The organism is Streptomyces sp. NPDC088725, assembly GCF_044751305.1.
Classification (GTDB): Bacteria; Actinomycetota; Actinomycetes; order Streptomycetales; family Streptomycetaceae; genus Streptomyces.
Window position 1 is genome coordinate 159,396 of record NZ_JBIVLO010000005.1, and the last position, 15,832, is coordinate 175,227.

Annotated in this window: 13 protein-coding genes; 5 read left to right on the forward strand and 8 right to left on the reverse strand. The window is 71.3% G+C overall.

Annotation, left to right across the window (positions count from 1 at the left end; all coding sequences use genetic code 11):
• Positions 1–427 precede the first annotated feature (427 nt).
• The 3 genes from ACIP6N_RS14075 to ACIP6N_RS14085 form a co-directional block, all read right to left on the reverse strand.
• Positions 428–2,014 (reverse strand): PTS transporter subunit EIIC, encoded by a 1,587-nt coding sequence (locus tag ACIP6N_RS14075; RefSeq protein ID WP_401815491.1) that lies wholly within the window; start codon positions 2,012–2,014, stop codon positions 428–430.
• A gap of 32 nt (positions 2,015–2,046) precedes the next feature.
• A complete protein-coding gene (murQ, locus tag ACIP6N_RS14080) occupies positions 2,047–3,003 on the reverse strand; it encodes an N-acetylmuramic acid 6-phosphate etherase (RefSeq protein WP_401815492.1) in 957 nt (318 codons plus the stop codon).
• A 76-nt stretch (positions 3,004–3,079) separates the two neighbouring features.
• Positions 3,080–4,000 carry a MurR/RpiR family transcriptional regulator gene (locus tag ACIP6N_RS14085; RefSeq protein ID WP_401815494.1) on the reverse strand — a complete coding sequence of 307 codons (921 nt, stop codon included), beginning with the start codon at positions 3,998–4,000 and terminating at the stop codon, positions 3,080–3,082.
• Positions 4,001–4,137: 137 nt separating this feature from the next.
• Here ACIP6N_RS14085 and ACIP6N_RS14090 point away from each other — a divergent pair, with 137 nt between their 5' ends.
• A complete protein-coding gene (locus ACIP6N_RS14090; RefSeq protein WP_401816183.1) occupies positions 4,138–4,503 on the forward strand; it encodes a hypothetical protein in 366 nt (121 codons plus the stop codon).
• The gene (locus tag ACIP6N_RS14095) at positions 4,500–4,769 is read left to right on the forward strand and encodes a DUF4031 domain-containing protein (RefSeq protein WP_401815495.1); all 270 of its coding nucleotides are present in this window, start codon (positions 4,500–4,502) and stop codon (positions 4,767–4,769) included. The genes ACIP6N_RS14090 and ACIP6N_RS14095 overlap by 4 nt, the downstream gene beginning before the upstream one ends.
• Positions 4,770–4,873: 104 nt before the next feature.
• Here ACIP6N_RS14095 and ACIP6N_RS14100 read toward each other — a convergent pair whose 3' ends face one another.
• Together ACIP6N_RS14100 and ACIP6N_RS14105 are read right to left on the reverse strand one after the other, a co-directional pair.
• Positions 4,874–6,088 (reverse strand): Cmx/CmrA family chloramphenicol efflux MFS transporter, encoded by a 1,215-nt coding sequence (locus ACIP6N_RS14100; protein WP_401816186.1) that lies wholly within the window; start codon positions 6,086–6,088, stop codon positions 4,874–4,876.
• 117 nt (positions 6,089–6,205) lie between these two features.
• Positions 6,206–6,871 carry a hypothetical protein gene (locus tag ACIP6N_RS14105; RefSeq protein ID WP_401815497.1) on the reverse strand — a complete coding sequence of 222 codons (666 nt, stop codon included), beginning with the start codon at positions 6,869–6,871 and terminating at the stop codon, positions 6,206–6,208.
• A 324-nt stretch (positions 6,872–7,195) separates the two neighbouring features.
• On the opposite strand from ACIP6N_RS14105, the gene ACIP6N_RS14110 reads away from it, so the two are divergent.
• Complete coding sequence (locus ACIP6N_RS14110; protein WP_401815498.1) at positions 7,196–7,900, forward strand: copper homeostasis protein CutC; 705 nt, start codon at positions 7,196–7,198, stop codon at positions 7,898–7,900.
• A 157-nt stretch (positions 7,901–8,057) separates the two neighbouring features.
• Here ACIP6N_RS14110 and ACIP6N_RS14115 read toward each other — a convergent pair whose 3' ends face one another.
• On the reverse strand, positions 8,058–10,160 hold the full coding sequence (locus ACIP6N_RS14115) for a HelD family protein (protein ID WP_401815500.1): 2,103 nt from the start codon (positions 10,158–10,160) through the stop codon (positions 8,058–8,060).
• 379 nt (positions 10,161–10,539) lie between these two features.
• Here ACIP6N_RS14115 and ACIP6N_RS14120 point away from each other — a divergent pair, with 379 nt between their 5' ends.
• Positions 10,540–10,710: a hypothetical protein gene (locus tag ACIP6N_RS14120; RefSeq protein WP_401815502.1), complete on the forward strand. Its 171-nt coding sequence runs from the start codon at positions 10,540–10,542 to the stop codon at positions 10,708–10,710.
• A 47-nt stretch (positions 10,711–10,757) separates the two neighbouring features.
• Here ACIP6N_RS14120 and ACIP6N_RS14125 read toward each other — a convergent pair whose 3' ends face one another.
• Positions 10,758–12,401: a DNA repair helicase XPB gene (locus tag ACIP6N_RS14125; protein ID WP_401815503.1), complete on the reverse strand. Its 1,644-nt coding sequence runs from the start codon at positions 12,399–12,401 to the stop codon at positions 10,758–10,760.
• 165 nt (positions 12,402–12,566) lie between these two features.
• Between ACIP6N_RS14125 and ACIP6N_RS14130 the strand changes: the two genes are divergently transcribed.
• Complete coding sequence (locus ACIP6N_RS14130) at positions 12,567–13,217, forward strand: VanZ family protein (RefSeq protein ID WP_401815505.1); 651 nt, start codon at positions 12,567–12,569, stop codon at positions 13,215–13,217.
• Between the two features lie 38 nt (positions 13,218–13,255).
• Here ACIP6N_RS14130 and ACIP6N_RS14135 read toward each other — a convergent pair whose 3' ends face one another.
• Positions 13,256–15,808, reverse strand: a complete 2,553-nt coding sequence (locus ACIP6N_RS14135) for a helicase-associated domain-containing protein (RefSeq protein WP_401815506.1) — start codon at positions 15,806–15,808, stop codon at positions 13,256–13,258.
• Between the last annotated feature and the right edge of the window lie 24 nt (positions 15,809–15,832).

Sequence of the window (15,832 nt, forward strand, 5' to 3'; positions counted from 1 at the left end):
AAGCCGAGCGTCCAGTTCCAGCCGTACATCGTGGCGACGCTGTGCGAAGGCCAGCTGATTCCGCGGCCGCTTCTGACCGCGTGGACGATGGACCGGATGAACGCCGACGCGAGGAGCAGCGACGGTACGGCCGCCCCCAGCCGGGCGGGGACCAGCCGGTCCGCCGCCCCCAGCCGGGCGGGGACCAGCCGGTCCTGGCCATGCGCCGGATACGCGGCACCGAAACCGACGAGCCAGGCGCCACCCCACACCGCGAACGACAGCACTCGGGCTGGTCTGCACCCGCCGCTGCACGTCTCGGAGTCCGGTGTTGTTGAGTGCGAGCGATTCGCTCGCACTCAACGCGCCCTGCCCGTCGGTCTCTCCCCCGTTCACAAGTGCTTTGTGGCGCAAAGCAGGTTGCGCCTACCACTCAGTGCGGAAAGGGTCAGGCTTCCGTGGAGGCGGGAGCGGGCCGGGCCGTGGTCTCCGGCGTCGCGCCGCCCGCCCCGGAGGCCGCCGGCGCCGGAGCCGCAGGGGTCGCGGTCGCCGACTCGGTGTCCACGTTCAGGTCCGTCAGCATCGTCCGGGTGAAGCCGAAGTAGTACGTGGCGACGAAGCCCGCGACATACCCGACCAGCAGTCCGCCCGCGTAGATCGCGATCATCTCGCCGAGGCCCTTGTCGCCGTCCAGCAGCGGGAACAGCGCCCAGCCCGACGGTCCGATCGCGGTGGAACCGACCTCCGCGCCGAGCTGGTTGAGGAGGCCGACGAAGCCGCCGCCGAACGCGCCGCCGATGCAGGCCGTGATGAACGGGCGGCCGAGCGGGAGCGAGACGCCGTAGATCAGCGGCTCGCCGACCCCCAGGAAACCGGCGGGAAGCGCCGACTTGATCGTCCGGCGGATCGAGGCGTTGCGGGGGAGGCGGAAGTAGACCGCCATCGCCGCGCCCACCTGGCCGGCGCCCGCCATGGCGAGGATCGGGAGGAGGACCGTGTAACCCTGCTGTTCGATCAGCGTCGTGTGGATGGGGATCAGCGCCTGGTGCAGGCCGAGCATCACCAGCGGCAGGAACAGTCCGCCGAGAACGAAGCCCGCGCCCGCACCGCCGTTGCGCAGCAGCCAGTTGGCGAATTCACCGATGGCCGTGGAGACCTCACCGGCCACGAACATCAGGCCGAAGATGGTGACCAGACCCGAGACGAGGACGGTCAGGGTCGGGGTGACCAGCACGTCCACGGCCTCGGGCACCCACCTGCGGCACCACTTCTCGACATACACGGCGAGCACCGCCGCGCCCAGGGCACCCAGCACACCGCCCTGCCCGGGGGCGAGCTTCTGGCCGAACGCGTCGATGTTCGCGACACCCGGGAAGACGATGATCGCGGCGACCGCGCCACCCAGGATCGGAGTACCGCCGAACTCCCTCGCCGTGTTGTAGCCGACGAAGACGGCGATCAGCGACATGAAACCGGAGGCCAGCGCGGCGAGCGCGGGAACCAGGGCCGGCAGCCAGTGGAGGTTGGTGAGCAGGCCGTTGAGCCCCGCGATGATGCCGCAGCCGATGAGGGCCGGGATCAGCGGGACGAAGATGTTCGCGATCCGGCGCAGGAAGAGCTTGAACGGGGTGGCGTTCTTGGCCTTCTGCGCCGCGCGGATCGCCGCACCCTGTGCGGCCAGTTCCTCGGCGCTGGTGCCCGACGCACCCTGTCCCGGCGCTGCGGCGCCTGATGTGGTCGCGGCCGGTGCGGTGGCGGCCTCGGGCCGCTCCTGCTCCACCAGTGCCTCGAACTCCGGGGTGACGCGGGCGACCGTACCCGGACCGAGAACGATCTGGTACGTCTCGTCCTCGACCACGCCCAGCACCGCGGGAAGCGCCTTCAGCGCCTCCTCCTGGACCAGGGAACGGTCGTGCAGCCCCAGCCGGAGCCGGGTCATGCAGTGCGCGATCGACGCGACGTTGCCGGCCCCGCCGACCAGCGGGAGGATCGCGGCGGCTGTGGCGCGATTCTTGTCAGTGCCTGTGGATGCCATGGTGCGTTGTGCCTTGCTGTGCGAGGAACAGGTCAGGTGGTACGAGTGGCTTGGAGCGCGGCGCGCAGGTGGCCGCGTGAGTCGTCGAGGAGCGTCGCGGCGGTGGGTCCGTCCACCGCGCCGAGGATGATGAGGATGGCGTTCTTCACTTCTCCGTCGGTGGCGGTGAGGGCGGCCTCGATCTCGGCGTCGGACGCGCCGGTGGCGAGCGAGACGATCCGGCGGGAACGCGCGCGCAGCTTCTCGTTGGAGGCGCGGACATCGACCATGAGATTTCCGTAGGTCTTGCCGAGCCGGATCATGGTGATCGTCGAGATCATGTTGAGGACGAGCTTCTGCGCGGTACCGGCCTTGAGGCGCGTCGAGCCCGTCAGCAGCTCGGGTCCCACGACGACCTCGATGCCGTGCTCGGCGGCAGCGGCGAGGGCGCTGTCCGCGTTGCAGGAGAGGCCGATCGTGAGGGCGCCGAGGCTACGGGCGTGCTCGACCGCGCCGATCGCGTACGGGGTGCGGCCGGAGGCGGAGATTCCGACGACCGTGTCGTTCGGCGTCAGCTTCAGGTCGGAGAGGTCGGCCGCGGCCAGTTCCCTGGAATCCTCCGCGCCTTCCACGGACGTGACCAGCGCGCCGGGCCCGCCGGCGATGAGGCCGACGACCTCGCCGGGGTCCGTGTTGAAGGTGGGCGGGCACTCACTGGCGTCCAGCACGCCGAGCCGCCCGGCCGTGCCCGCGCCCACGTAGATCAGCCGGCCGCCCTTGGCGGCGCGTTCGGCGACGGCGTCGATGGCGGCGGCGATACGGGGGAGCTGCTCGGCCACGGCGGTGGGGACAGTGCGGTCCTCACCGTTCATGATCTGGGCGATTTCAAGCGTCGGCAGCTGGTCGATCTCGGCCAGCTCCGGGCGGAACGCCTCGGTGGTCAGGGTGTCGAGCTGCGCACGGAGGTCGCCGTACTCGGACATCGCGGCGTCTGTGGGGGTGGAGGTCATGAAGAGGTTGCTCTTTCTTCTACGGCGTGCGGGTGCCGGTGACGATGAGGGGGGTGGTGTTGTGCGGTCGTGAGGATCAGCGGGAGTTGCGGGGGCTGTGCCGGTGGGCCAGGGCTTCGTACGACGCGGAGAGGGCCGGCGCGGCCGTCTCGTACGTACGCTGCGCGACTCCTATGAACAGGCAGTCCACGACGAGGAGCTGGCTGGTGCGGCTGGACATGGCGGCCGGACGCAGCTCGCTCTCGCGGGCGGTGGACGTGGTCAGCACGTGGTCGGCGTACTGGCATACCGGGCCGTCGGAGCGGCCGGTGATCGCGACGGTCGTCGCGCCCCGGTCGAAGGCGACGCGCAGCGGCTCTATGACGTCGCCGGTCGATCCCGAGTGGGTGATCGCGATGGCCATGTCGCCGGCGCGGAGCTGCACGGCGTTGGTGACGGCGAGGTGGGGGTCCGTGTGGGCGTGCGCGATCAGGCCGATGCGCAGCAGCTTCTGGGCGAGGTCCATGCCGACGAGGGAGGACGCGCCGACGCCGTAGATGTCGATCCTGCGGGCGGTCGCCGCCGCCGCGACGACGGCACCGAGCTGGATGGTGTCGAGGGCGGCCGCGGTGTCGGAGAGCGTCTGCTGCTCGTCGTAGGCCAGCTTGGCGACGACATCGGCGATGGGGTCGTCGACCGCTATGTCGGCGGTCACGGCCGGGGCGCGGCCCGACTCCTGCTGGGCGGCGAGACCGGCGAGCGCGAGGCGCAGGTCGCGGTAGCCGGGATAACCGAGCAGGCGGGCGGTACGTACGACGGTCGCTTCGCTCGTACCCGTGAGCTCGGCGAGACCGGTGACCGTGAGCGCGGCGCAGCCCGCCGGGTCGCCCGCGACCGCTTCCGCGACCAGCTGCATGGAGCGGGTCATGGACGGCGCGAGCGTCCGCACCTTGGCCGCGAGGGCCGCGGGGGCGGGCGGGGCGGGGGCTCTGAAACTTTCCTTCACTTCTGAGGTCACGCTTGAAAGATATTTTCAGGATCGGCCGTTCGTCAACCCCCCTGGGGGACAATGGGCTCATGGACGAGGCGAACGGCGCGAACGACGGCGCGAACGACGGCGCGAACGACGGTGTGAACAACGGAACGCAGGGGGCCGTGGCCCCGCTGGATCCCCTGGAGAAGGCGCTGCACGCGGCGCGCGCGCTGGTCCTGGCGGACCTCGCGGCGCGCGATGTCGACAGCGCGGAGGTCGTCTCGCTGGTAGAGGAGTCGGTGTCGCACCGGCGCTGGTGGGTCGAGCAGTGGCCCGAAGGGGTCGCCTTCGTCGGCGGCCTGGTCGCGCAGGACGTGCAGGACGCGCTGCTGGAGCTGTACGGGCGCTGGCCGATCTGTCCGGTCTGCGTGGAAGCCGAGCCGCACTCCCTCGACGTCGAGCCGGAATTGGGACCCGACCCGCACTGGGTCTGCGGGAAGGCGGGAGTGGTGGTGGCCGCGGTGGGCTCGCTGGGCGGGGACGTGTGACGGTCTACATCGATCCGCCTACCTGGCCGGGCCACGGGCATATGTGGTCGCACCTGGTCAGCGACGTCTCGTTCGCCGAACTCCACACCTTCGCCGAGTCGATCGGCTGCCCGCCGCGCGCCTTCGAACGGGATCACTACGACGTGCCCGCGCACCGCTACGAGGACGCGGTGCGGGCCGGTGCGCTGGAGATCGGGTCCAAGGAACTCGTACGGAGGATCACGGAGGCGGGGCTGCGGCGGCCCAAGGGCCGCCCGACCGCGTGATGCGGGAAGCGGTCCGGGACGGCCGGACCGTCACGCAACGACACTTCGCTTGCGCCCGGTCCGTTGCGCAGGGGTCCGTTACGCGAAGTCCGGCCGTGCGGCGGTCAGACCTGAGCGGTGCCGGCCACCTCGACATCCGTCCGCGCCGAACCGGCCACCAGCCGGCCGCCACCGCTCCTGCGGTGGTGGCGCAGGGACAGCAGCGCGAGAGCGATCCCGACCACCGCCATGGCCGCGCCCGCCCACGCGGTCGCGGCGAAACCGAGACCCGCGCTGATCACCAGACCGCCGAGCCAAGGTCCCGTGGTGTTGCCCGCGTTGAACGCGGAGGTCGCCGTGGCGCCCGCGAGCGTGGGGGCCGCGGCCGCGATGTTGAACATGCGGGCGTTGAGCGCCGGGGCCGTATAGAAGGCCGAGACGCCGAGAAGGAAGGTCAGGACGATGGCGGCGACCGCGTTCGAGGCGGTGAGTGCCAGGACGGCGAGCAGGACGGTCGTGGCGGTGATGCCGCTGACCAGGACGCCGAAGAGATGCGCGTCCGCGTACCGGCCGCCGATCGCCGTACCGACGAGCGCGCCGACGCCGAAGAGCGCGAGGACCCACGGCACCCAGCTGTCGGCAAGACCTGACACGTCCGTGAGCAGCGGGGCCATGTAGGAGAAGGCGCAGAAGACAGAGCCGCCCGCGAGCGCGGTCACCGCGATGGCGAGCCAGACCTGCCCGTCCTTGTAGATGGACAACTCCCGCTTGAGCTGTGGTTTCTCGGCGGGGACGGGGATGTGCGGGATGAGCGTCACGACGCCGGCGAGGGCGACGGCGGAGGCGGCACCGACCGCCCAGAACGCCGAGCGCCACCCCAGGCTCTCGCCGAGGAACGCACCTGCCGGGACGCCGAGCACATTGGCTATGGAGAGCCCGCCGATCATCACGGCCATGGCGCGGGCGCGTGCGTTCAGCGGGACCATGGCGATGGCGACGCCCGCGCCGACCGCCCAGAATCCGGCGCACGCGAGGGCGCTGACGACACGGGACGCGAAAAGCACCTCGTACGTCGGGGCGAGTGCGCCGGCCACCTGGCCGAGGCCGAAGACCGAGATCAGGGCGATGAGCGTGGCCCGGCGCGGGAGGCGCAGCGTGGCCACGGCGAGCAGCGGGGCGCCGACCACCATGCCGATCGCGAAGGCGGATATCAGGAGTCCGGCGGTGGGTATGGATACGTCCATGTCTTCGGCGAGGGGCGGAAGGAGCCCGGAGAGCATGAACTCACTGGTGCCGAGGGCGAAGACGGAGAGGCCGAGGATGTAGACGGCGAGCGGCATGCCGGTGCGTGCGGCGCCGGGGGCGGTGACCGGGGTGGTGGCGGGAGTGCGGACAGGCTCGTGCGGGTGCCGATCGGCGGAGTCTGACATGTCACGCTCCAACACCCGAGTCGACCGTCACATTCCCCGCAGTTCGGTCGCCAGATTCTGCCTGGCCCTTGCTTCCCATGCCAGTTCGCCGTACGGAGTGTGGAACAGGCTTGGCAGGGCGAGCAGTCGCTCCAGCACGGCCGTACGCCCCGCGCGGAACGCGTCCTCGGGGACGAAGGCGTACTCCTCCCGCACGGCTGCCGCGTATTCGGCGTACGCGGTGGGGGCCGACGCGAGGATCGCCAGGTCGGCGTCGCACAGGACGGCGCCGTTGCGGTCACCCGGCTCGGGGGCGTGCGTGGTGGTGAGGCGTACGAGCCGGGCGGCCTCGTAGGTCACTTCCTGGCTCAATCCCGCTTCGGGCAGGGCGCGTTCGGCCAGACGCGCGGAGCGTTCCTCGTTCTCGGAGCGGTCGGGGCGGTAGACGGCGTCGTGGAACCACGCGGCGAGCCGGACGATGTCGGGGTCGTCCGCGTCGTCGGCGAGCGTGTCGATGTGATCCAGGACCGCGAGCAGGTGGCCGGCGGTGTGGTAGCGCCGCTGCGGCTCGGCCCAGCGCGCGAGCAGGTCGTCGGCGTACCGGTACGGGTCCGGGAGATTGCCGGGGTCGGCGCCGGTGCCGCCGCTGCCGGGGCTGTCGCGGAGGGCGAGGAGGGCGGTCGCGAAGCGGCGTCGAAGATCGAGATCGGGCATGCGTACGACAATAGGCCCGAGGCTGTGGACAACGTCCGACCTCTGACGGCGAGATCGTCTAATTTTGCGTACATGACGCAGACGACGCAGAACACCCAGATGACTCACAGGTCCGCAATCTCGCGTATTTCGCGCACGTCAAGTGTGAGGAGCGATCCGCGTATTCCGTTCATTACGAGCCGGGAGTGGGGCGTGCCCAGGTGCGGCGGGAGAGGGCCCCCGTACGCTGGTATTGGACTAGACCTGTAAGTGGCCGAGCGGCCACTGCCCATGCACGTGGCCACTGCCCAACCAGCCACTGCCCATCCATACGAATGGAGTCCCATGAGTAAGCGTGCGGTCCTGGAAGTGATCGCTCTCGGCGTGGACGACGCGATCGCGGCCCGGGGCGGAGGTGCGGACCGTCTTGAGCTGGTCACCGACATGGCAGCGGACGGGCTGACCCCGCCTCGTGAGACCTTCGCGCGAATCCGCGCCGCCGTCGACATCCCGCTGCGCGTGATGCTGCGGCTGGCGGACGGCTTCGCGGCGGGTTCCCCGGCCGAGGCGGACGCGCTGGTGGACGTGGCGCGAGGGTTGCGTACAGAAGGGGCGGAGGAGTTCGTCCTCGGCTTCCTCGACGCGGACGGGACACCTGACCTGGTGACGGTGGAGCGCCTGGTCGCGGAGCTGGACGGCTGCCGGTGGACGTTCCACCGGGCGATCGACCGGGCGGGCGACCGCGACGCGCTGCGCAAGCAGCTGGCCGACCTGCCGGGTCTGGACACCTACCTCACCGCCGGATCGCCGTCGGGAGTGGACGAGGGGATGCCGACACTGCTCGCGGAAGCAGCGGCGTCGGCGCGGGGCGAGGCGGGGTACGAGCAGCAGATCCTGGTGGGCGGCGGGCTGCGGCTGGACCACCTGCCGACCTTGCGGGCCGCGGGTGTCGACGCGTTCCACATCGGTGGGGCGGCGCGCCCGGCGGGCTGGGGGGAGCCGGTGTCGGAGGAGGCGGTGCGGGAGTGGCGCGAAGCGCTCGACATGTGAGCACGTCCGGTTCCCCGCCGGCTCTGCCCGGCCTTACCCGATCAGACCGTGTCCGTCCCCGCCCTGCCCCCGTCCCCGCGTCGCTCCCGGCCCCGCCTTGCCCGGCCCCGGTCCTCCCCGCTCCGGAACCGGGCGCGGAAGCCTCCCTGCCCGCCCCCTACGCCGGCTCCAGCGCTTCTGGTACCGGAAGCGAGTGCAGCACGATCAGTCCCGACACCGCACGGGTCAGGGCCACGTACAGCCGCCGCAGCCCGGTCCGTTCGTCCGGCTCGCCCGCCACCACTGCCGCCGGTTCGTCCAGTACGACGTAGTCGTACTCCAGCCCCTTCGCCAGTGAGGCCGGGACCAACGTCAACCGGGACTCCGCCGTGGTCTCCTCGCCCGGGGAGAGATACGTGAGTCCTGCGGCGTCCAGCGCGCGGGCCAGATCGGGGATCCGCGCGTCCGCCGCGATCAGGCCCGTGGAGCCCTCGTGGGCAAGGGACTCCACACATGCCGCGACCACGGCGGCGTCCACGTCATCAGGGACATGACGTACGGACAGCGACCCCGGTGACTCCCGCACCGACTCCACCTCCGCGAGCCCCGGCGAGATCGCGGGAAGCAGCCGGGAGGCATACGCGATCACCTCACGCGGCACGCGGAACCCGGCCGTCAGTTCCTCCACCACCGCGTCCGACTTGCCCAGATGCCGCAGCGCCTCCGCCCAACTCGCCGTCGCCCACGGCGTCGTTCCCTGGGCCAGATCGCCCAGCACCGTCGCCGAACCTGTCGAGCACCGCCGTCCCACCGCCCGGTACTGCATCGGCGACAGATCCTGCGCCTCGTCCAGCACCACATGGCCCAGCGAATGAGTACGGGCGATCAGATCGCTCGCCTCGTCGATCAGCACCGCGTCCGCCGCGCTCCACTTCACCGACCGCACGCTCCGTGCCGGCCTCACCCAAAGGATGGTCCGTTGTTCCTCTTCCGTCAGCACCCCCTCCGCGTGCTCCGCCAGAAACTCCGCGTCCGACAGCAGCCGCAGCACCAGCTTCGCCGGATCGACCGCCGGCCAGATCGCCTTGACGGCCGCCTTGACCGCGGGGTTGCGCGCCACGGAGTCCTGCACACGGTCATCCGGAGCCTCGCCCGCCTCCTCCATCCGTACGAGCACGGCGTGCGCGATGCGCTGCGGCAGGGCTTCGTGGGCCGCGCCGTAGCGCATGTCCCGATCAAGCAACTGCCCCACAAGCTCTTCGAGTTCGTACGCAGGCACCCGCCACCGCCGCGAACCGCGCACGACCACCACGGGCTCGGTCGGCGGCGTCACGTGCGAGCGCAGGGCGCGCCGGAGCACTTCCGCCATCCGCGCGTCACCCTTGACCACAGCGGCGGGCGCCGCGTCCGTCCCGCGTACTTCCACCGCCGCGCCGACCAGGGTGTCGACCGTGGCCTGCTTGACCTCCAGCTCGCCGAGCGCGGGCAGTACCTGCTCGATGTAGTGGAGGAAGGACGCGTTCGGCCCGATCACGAGCGTGCCCGTACGGGCCAGCCGGTCGCGGTGCGCGTAGAGGAGGTACGCGACCCGGTGCAGGCCGACAGCCGTCTTCCCCGTTCCGGGGCCGCCCTGCACGCACACCGTGCCGCCGAGCCCCGACCGTACGATCTCGTCCTGCTCCGGCTGGATCGTCGCGACGATGTCACGCATGGGGCCGACACGCGGACGTTCGATCTCCGACTGGAGCAGCTTGCTGCTCCGCACGCTCTCCGTCGGGTCGGACAGGTGCTCGTCCTCGTACGCGGTGAGGTCGCCCGCCGTGTAGCCGAAGCGGCGGCGCAGTCCGACATCCAGCGGGTCCTTCTTGGAGGCCCGGTAGAACGGCTGGGAGACGGGCGCGCGCCAGTCGATGACCATCGGATCACCGGCCGCGTCGTGGACGTGCCGCCGGCCGATGTAGAAACGGTCGCCCTCCGCGCCCTCGGCCTCCTCCTCCCCGACCCTGTGCAGGTAATCGAGGCGTCCGAAGAAGAGCGGAGTGTGGGACAGGTCGGCGAGCGCCTTGATCCGGTCCTCGATCTGGGCGCCGAGGACGGCGGCGTTGACCCAGTTCGCGGTGACGTCGCGGATGTCGAGCGACTGGACGTCCTCACGCATGGCGCGCAGCGCGGCGCGCGAGGCGCTGAGATGGGCGCGCTCCCGTTCGAGGGGGTCGGAAAGGGAGTCGGCGGCGGGCGCCGGCGCCGGCGTCGTATCTGGTTCAGGGGCGTGCGCGGGCACGGTGTTGCCTCCGGGCTGTGGCTGTCCGCACGCCGGAGGGCCGCGGGCCCGTCGTGGCGAACGAGGGGGCCGGCGGTGTTCCTGGCGGCGTGGATCACGTCATGGCAGCCGGCCGGTTTCCGTCCGGTCGGCGGCGCTCGTCGAGGAGCGCGGGCAAGGTGGGAGATTCTATTCAGCCGCAGGCGTCCCGGGCGAACGGATTTCGGCGCCGACGGGGCTCGCTCCAAGGCCACCGGGGGCGTCCAGACTGTCCCGCGAGCGCTCGTCGTGGCAATCCGTCCTCCAGGGGATCCGGTATGCCGAAAGTTGTACGGAGTGGATCTCCAGGTTCAGTCCCTGGACCGATGTGCCGGCGAAGTCCGGAATCCACCATGGAGACATGACCACAGCGATATTTCCCCCGCCCCACGGCGCGACCGGCACCGCGCCCCACCACCCCGCCCACCGGGTCGGCAACGCACTGCGCGTGATCAAGGTCTTCGTGACCGCCGCGTTCAGCGTGGCCGTTCTCGGGGAGTACACGGAAGAGGCAAGCGACAAGCGCGGCTGACCCGGCAGCCGGCGCCGTACGTCACCGACTGCCGTGCGCCGGGGCGCTCAGTTCCCCGCAAGCAGCTCGTCCGCGTCCACGATCCGGTACGCGTATCCCTGCTCCGCCAGGAACCGCTGCCGGTGCGCCGCGAAGTCCTGGTCGATCGTGTCGCGCGCGACGACGGAGTAGAAGCGCGCCTCGTGACCGTCCGCCTTCGGCCGCAGAACCCGCCCGAGGCGCTGCGCCTCCTCCTGCCGCGACCCGAACGTGCCGGACACCTGGATCGCCACCGTGGCCTCCGGCAGGTCGATCGAGAAGTTCGCGACCTTCGACACCACCAGCACCGAGATCTCACCCTGCCGGAACGAGTCGAACAGCTTCTCGCGCTGCGCGTTGCTCGTCTCGCCCTTGATGACCGGCGCGCCCAGATGCTCGCCCAGTTCGTCCAGCTGGTCGATGTACTGGCCGATGACGAGTGTCTGCTCGCCCTTGTGCCTGCGTACGAGCGCTTCCGTCACCTTCCGCTTGGTCGCGGTCGTCGCGCAGAAGCGGTACTTCTCCTCGGTCTCGGCGGTCGCGTACGCGAGCCGTTCGCTGTCGGTCAGGTTCACCCGTACCTCGACGCAGTCGGCGGGCGCGATGTAGCCCTGCGCCTCGATCTCCTTCCACGGAGCGTCGAAGCGCTTGGGGCCGATGAGCGAGAAGACGTCGGACTCGCGGCCGTCCTCCCGCACGAGCGTCGCCGTGAGCCCGAGCCGTCGACGGGCCTGGAGGTCCGCCGTGAACTTGAAGACGGGCGCGGGCAGCAGGTGCACCTCGTCGTACAGGATCAGCCCCCAGTCGCGGGAGTCGAACAGCTCCAGGTGCTGGTAGACGCCCTTCCGCCGGGTCGTCAGTACCTGGTACGTGGCGATGGTGACCGGGCGGATCTCCTTCTTCGTACCGCTGTACTCGCCGATCTCGTCCTCGGTCAGCGAGGTGCGCTTCACCAGCTCGTGCTTCCACTGCCTGGCCGAGACGGTGTTGGTGACCAGGATCAGCGTCGTCGCCTTGGCCTGCGCCATGGCTCCGGCGCCGACCAGCGTCTTGCCCGCACCGCAGGGCAGCACGACCACGCCGGAGCCGCCGTGCCAGAAGTTCTCGACGGCCTGCTTCTGGTACGGGCGCAGCGCCCAGCCCGACTCGTCGAGATCGATCGTGTGGGCCTCACCGTCGACGTACCCGGCGAGGTCCTCGGCCGGCCAGCCCAGTTTCAGCAGCGTCTGCTTGATCTGGCCGCGCTCGGAGGGATGGACGGCGACGGTGTCGGGGTCGAGACGGGCTCCGACGAGCGGCGCGATCTTCTTGGACCGCAGGATCTCCTCCAGCACCGGCCGGTCGGTGCTGGTCAGGACAAGACCGTGGGTGGGGTGCTTGGAAAGGGTGAGACGGCCGTAACGGGCCATCGTCTCCGCGACATCGACCAGAAGGGCGTGCGGCACGGGATACCGCGAGTACTCCACGAGCGCGTCGACCACCTGCTCGGCGTCGTGCCCGGCCGCGCGGGCGTTCCACAGACCGAGGGGGGTCAAGCGGTAGGTGTGGATGTGTTCGGGCGCGCGCTCCAGTTCGGCGAAGGGCGCGATGGCGCGGCGGCAGGCATCAGCCTGCTCGTGGTCGACTTCGAGCAGCAACGTCTTGTCGCTCTGGACGATGAGAGGTCCATTCACAGCTGCGCCCTTTCCGTATGCCAAACGTCCAGTGTCGCGCATGTCGAGCCGGTCCGGGGGCACCAAGGTGCTATGAGCGCTGAAACGGAAAGGTCCGAGCCCGGGAGCGCCGCCCCGGCGAAAGTTTCTTGGGGCCGAACCGTATTAAGAGTGATGATCCTTGTCATGGCATTTGTCGCCATGGTGGCCTTCGCGGCCGTCCTGGCCGAACTCACCCTGACACCGTCCCCGGCGTCCTCGGACATCGCGGGCTCCAACATCCAACCGGGGCACTCGCTGCGTCAGTACGCCGAGGATTACACCTTCCTCGCCGCCTGCAAGCAGGTCTTGGGCAACTTGGTCATGGGAGCGCCCTTCGGGCTGCTCCTTCCGGTACTCATGGCACGCAAATGGCGCATGATCCGCGTCGTGACGCTGACCGCCGTCGTCATGGTGCTGGTGGAGCTGGTGCAGGGGGCGGTGATCGAGGGCCGTGCCTTCGACGTGGACGACGTGATCCTGAACACCAGTGGCGCGCTGATCGCGTACCTGCTGCTGGGATGGTGGATCGGCCGCAGGTACCACGCGCTGGCCGTGCCGCGGGTCCCCGCCGCCAAGGAGCAGAGGCCTCCCCAGGAGGCGTCCCCCAAGGCGGCCGCCCGGACAGCGGGCGGAACGGCGACGAAGACCGCCTCGAAGCCGAGGGCCGGGTCCAAGCCGAAGGCCAAGCCGGCGAAGCTGACCAAGGAGCCTGTGGGCGCCTCGGCTTCGGCCCGCAAGCCGGCGGGCGAACCGTCGTCCTGGTCCGAGAGGCTGCGCATCAAACGAAGCCGCTGATCCGTCGTTCCGCCGGGCACCGCGCGGGGTGCCCGGCATCATGCCGGGTCGTCGGCCAGTTCGGCGACCCCGGTGATGCGGTGCAGCGGATACGTACGGACCTCGTCCGCCGTGTGGTCGTACGCCGTCACGAAGCCGCCCTCCACCCGCACGGGTGCGATGACGCGCTGACTGGCGGCGCCCTCCGCGTTGACGTAACCGATCCACAGGGCCGAGCCCGTCATCGCGGCCGCCTGCACGGTCGCGAGAGTTTCCGCGGCCGACGTACGGGGCAGCTCACCGCTCCCGGACGGGGCAGGCCGGGACACCCCCGCCCCCGCCGGATCGGACACCGTCTTGTGGACGACCGTGGCGGCCATGTCCCCTGCCCGGATCGCCCGTACCGCCGCGCCCAGCAGCGTCGCGTCCGGCGCCGGCGGCCCCTCGGGGACCGGCTTCGGCGCCGTACGGGCCGGGGCGCGGTGGGCGAGGGCGCGGGTGAGCAGGACGTCCCCCTCGGCCGATTCCGCGGCGGGCGCCAGCCCCATCGAACGCAGTCCTTCGAGCAGCGCCGCCGGGTCGGCCTGGGAGGCCAGGACACTCGGCGCGATACGGCGCAGCAGCAGCCCCTGCGACCGCTTGTCGGCCAGGATCTCGCCGAGCAGGGCCTCGTCGTCGCAGCGTACGTACGCGGAGGCCGCGCCCACCCGCAGATGACCGTGCCTGCGGGCCACGTCGTCGATGAGGTAGGCGAGCGGCTGCGGTACCGGCGTACGGCTGTGTGCCTTCAGGAAGGAGTGCAGGTCGGAGGCGGACTGACCGGCGTCGAGCGCGCGCCGTACGGACCCGGGTGTGAACCGGTAGACGGTCGCCCCGCCCTTCGACTCGATCTCCGCGGCGACCGAGAGCAGTTCGGCGAGCGGCCGCAGCAGCGGTCCGGGGGCGACGGCGGTGAGGTCCGCCTGGAGGAGCACGTGGTCCAGCGGTTCGGGCAGCAGCGGCGCCAGAGTCTGCGCGGCGCGCAGACCGGCGGCGCTGAGCTCGGTGGCGGTGGTGACGTTCCCGTCCGGGGCGTACGGCGCGGGCACCAGCAGCGCGCGGCCCTGGGACGAGAGCGCGCCCCGGCCGGTGAGCCCCAGCATCTCCGCCTCCGTCAGCGTCCAGGACGCGAGACGTGCGCGCAGATCCTGGGATTTCCCGGCCTGCGCGGTGCCGCGCAGGGGGCGTTCCCAGCGGAGCCTGGCGAGCAGTGAGTCCGGGTCGGGCGAGGCACCTTCGGGGAGCGTCGCGAGCAGGGCGAGGACCCGCTGACGTACCTCCGGGGCGGGACCGCGGTCCAGATCGGGGCCGAGCGCCGCGAGCGTACGGCCCTTGGCGTCCTGGCTGCCGACGAGGCCGGACGTACGGGTGGCGGTCAGCCAGGCGGTGGCCAGGCGGGCCCACTTCTCGGGGTCGGGCAGCTCCTGCCAGTCGTCGTAGGCGGGGGTCGGCGCGTACCGCTCGTCCGGTTCGCCGTCCGCCGCGAGCAGCCCGGCCGCGTAGGCGAGTTCGACCCAGAAGGCGGCGACGGACTCGGTGACGTCCAGGGCGGCGGCCGTGCGCTTGAGATCGCGTACGGAAAGCCCGCCCGCGCGCAGGACGTTCGGGCCGCCCTCGTTCCAGTCCTTGGCCAGTTCCTCGATGGTGCCGAGCGCGGTGAAGGCCTGCCCCGCGGCCGTACGGTCCACCACCGGGGCGCCGTACTCCGCGCGGGGTGTGACGGCGGGCGGCACGGGCTCCGTCACCCGGTGCGCGCGCCCGGCGCGCAGATGCAGCGCCACTTCGCGCGGGAGCACGACCGTACGCGTGGAGGCGGGCAGCAGCAGCCCGCGGTCGCGCAGCCACTGCACCGGGGGCGTGGGGCTGGACGTGACTTCCCCGTACGGCGGACCCCACACCAGCCGGTCCAGGACCGAAAGTGCCTCCACCGGGGCGGTGTCGAGCAGCGCCGCCATGCGCGTGCGGTCGGTGAAGAGCGCGGTGAGCGAGGCGACGGCGGAGACCGGGTCATGGGTCGAGGGCAACTGAGCGGCGGTCAGGATCTCCTGGAGCCGCCCCGGCGACATGCCGGTGGTCGCCTCCGCGACGGTGGGACCGAGGCCGGTCGGCGAGGGGTGGGTGGGGGAGGGCGCGAGGATTTCGCGGGCGGTGCGCACCAGCCGCAGCCGGTCGTCGCCACCCCAGATCAGCGCCTGGTCGCGCAGGGTGCGGACGGCGACGCGGAGCGCCGCCTCGACCTGTTCGTCGCCCTCGTCCCCGGTCAGAAGCGCGCGCAGGGCGTCGTACGGCGCGGGCTCGGGAGCGACGGCCAGCGCTTCCGCGGTCTGGAGCGTGAACCGGTCCAGGCGTTCCAGCGCCCGTACGACGGAGGCACGGGTGCCCGCGCGGGTCGCGAGCTGGGAAAGGTCGTTCGGAACGGGGGAGAGGAGGTCGGGGCGCGCACGCAGCAGGGCGGCGAGTGAATCGTCTCCCTGCGTGCGGAGAGCCTCCGCGAGGGTGCGCGGCGGTGTAGGTGGCGTACCGCCGGTTCCTTGTGACACGTGCGCCTCCTGCTCGGGCTCGCTGCTCCCCATCCGCCCCAAGGTAGCCCCTGTGGA

What these genes read in the sequence shown, in the direction of transcription:
- ACIP6N_RS14075 (WP_401815491.1), bottom strand. Translation starts at nt 2,014, where the DNA reads ATGGCATCCACAGGCACTGACAAGAATCGCGCCACAGCCGCCGCGATC.
- ACIP6N_RS14100 (WP_401816186.1), bottom strand. Translation starts at nt 6,088, where the DNA reads ATGCCGCTCGCCGTCTACATCCTCGGCCTCTCCGTCTTCGCCCTCGGC.
- murQ (WP_401815492.1), bottom strand. Translation starts at nt 3,003, where the DNA reads ATGACCTCCACCCCCACAGACGCCGCGATGTCCGAGTACGGCGACCTC.
- ACIP6N_RS14120 (WP_401815502.1), top strand. Translation starts at nt 10,540, where the DNA reads ATGACCACAGCGATATTTCCCCCGCCCCACGGCGCGACCGGCACCGCG.
- ACIP6N_RS14110 (WP_401815498.1), top strand. Translation starts at nt 7,196, where the DNA reads ATGAGTAAGCGTGCGGTCCTGGAAGTGATCGCTCTCGGCGTGGACGAC.
- ACIP6N_RS14135 (WP_401815506.1), bottom strand. Translation starts at nt 15,808, where the DNA reads ATGGGGAGCAGCGAGCCCGAGCAGGAGGCGCACGTGTCACAAGGAACC.
- ACIP6N_RS14130 (WP_401815505.1), top strand. Translation starts at nt 12,567, where the DNA reads ATGGCATTTGTCGCCATGGTGGCCTTCGCGGCCGTCCTGGCCGAACTC.
- ACIP6N_RS14105 (WP_401815497.1), bottom strand. Translation starts at nt 6,871, where the DNA reads ATGCCCGATCTCGATCTTCGACGCCGCTTCGCGACCGCCCTCCTCGCC.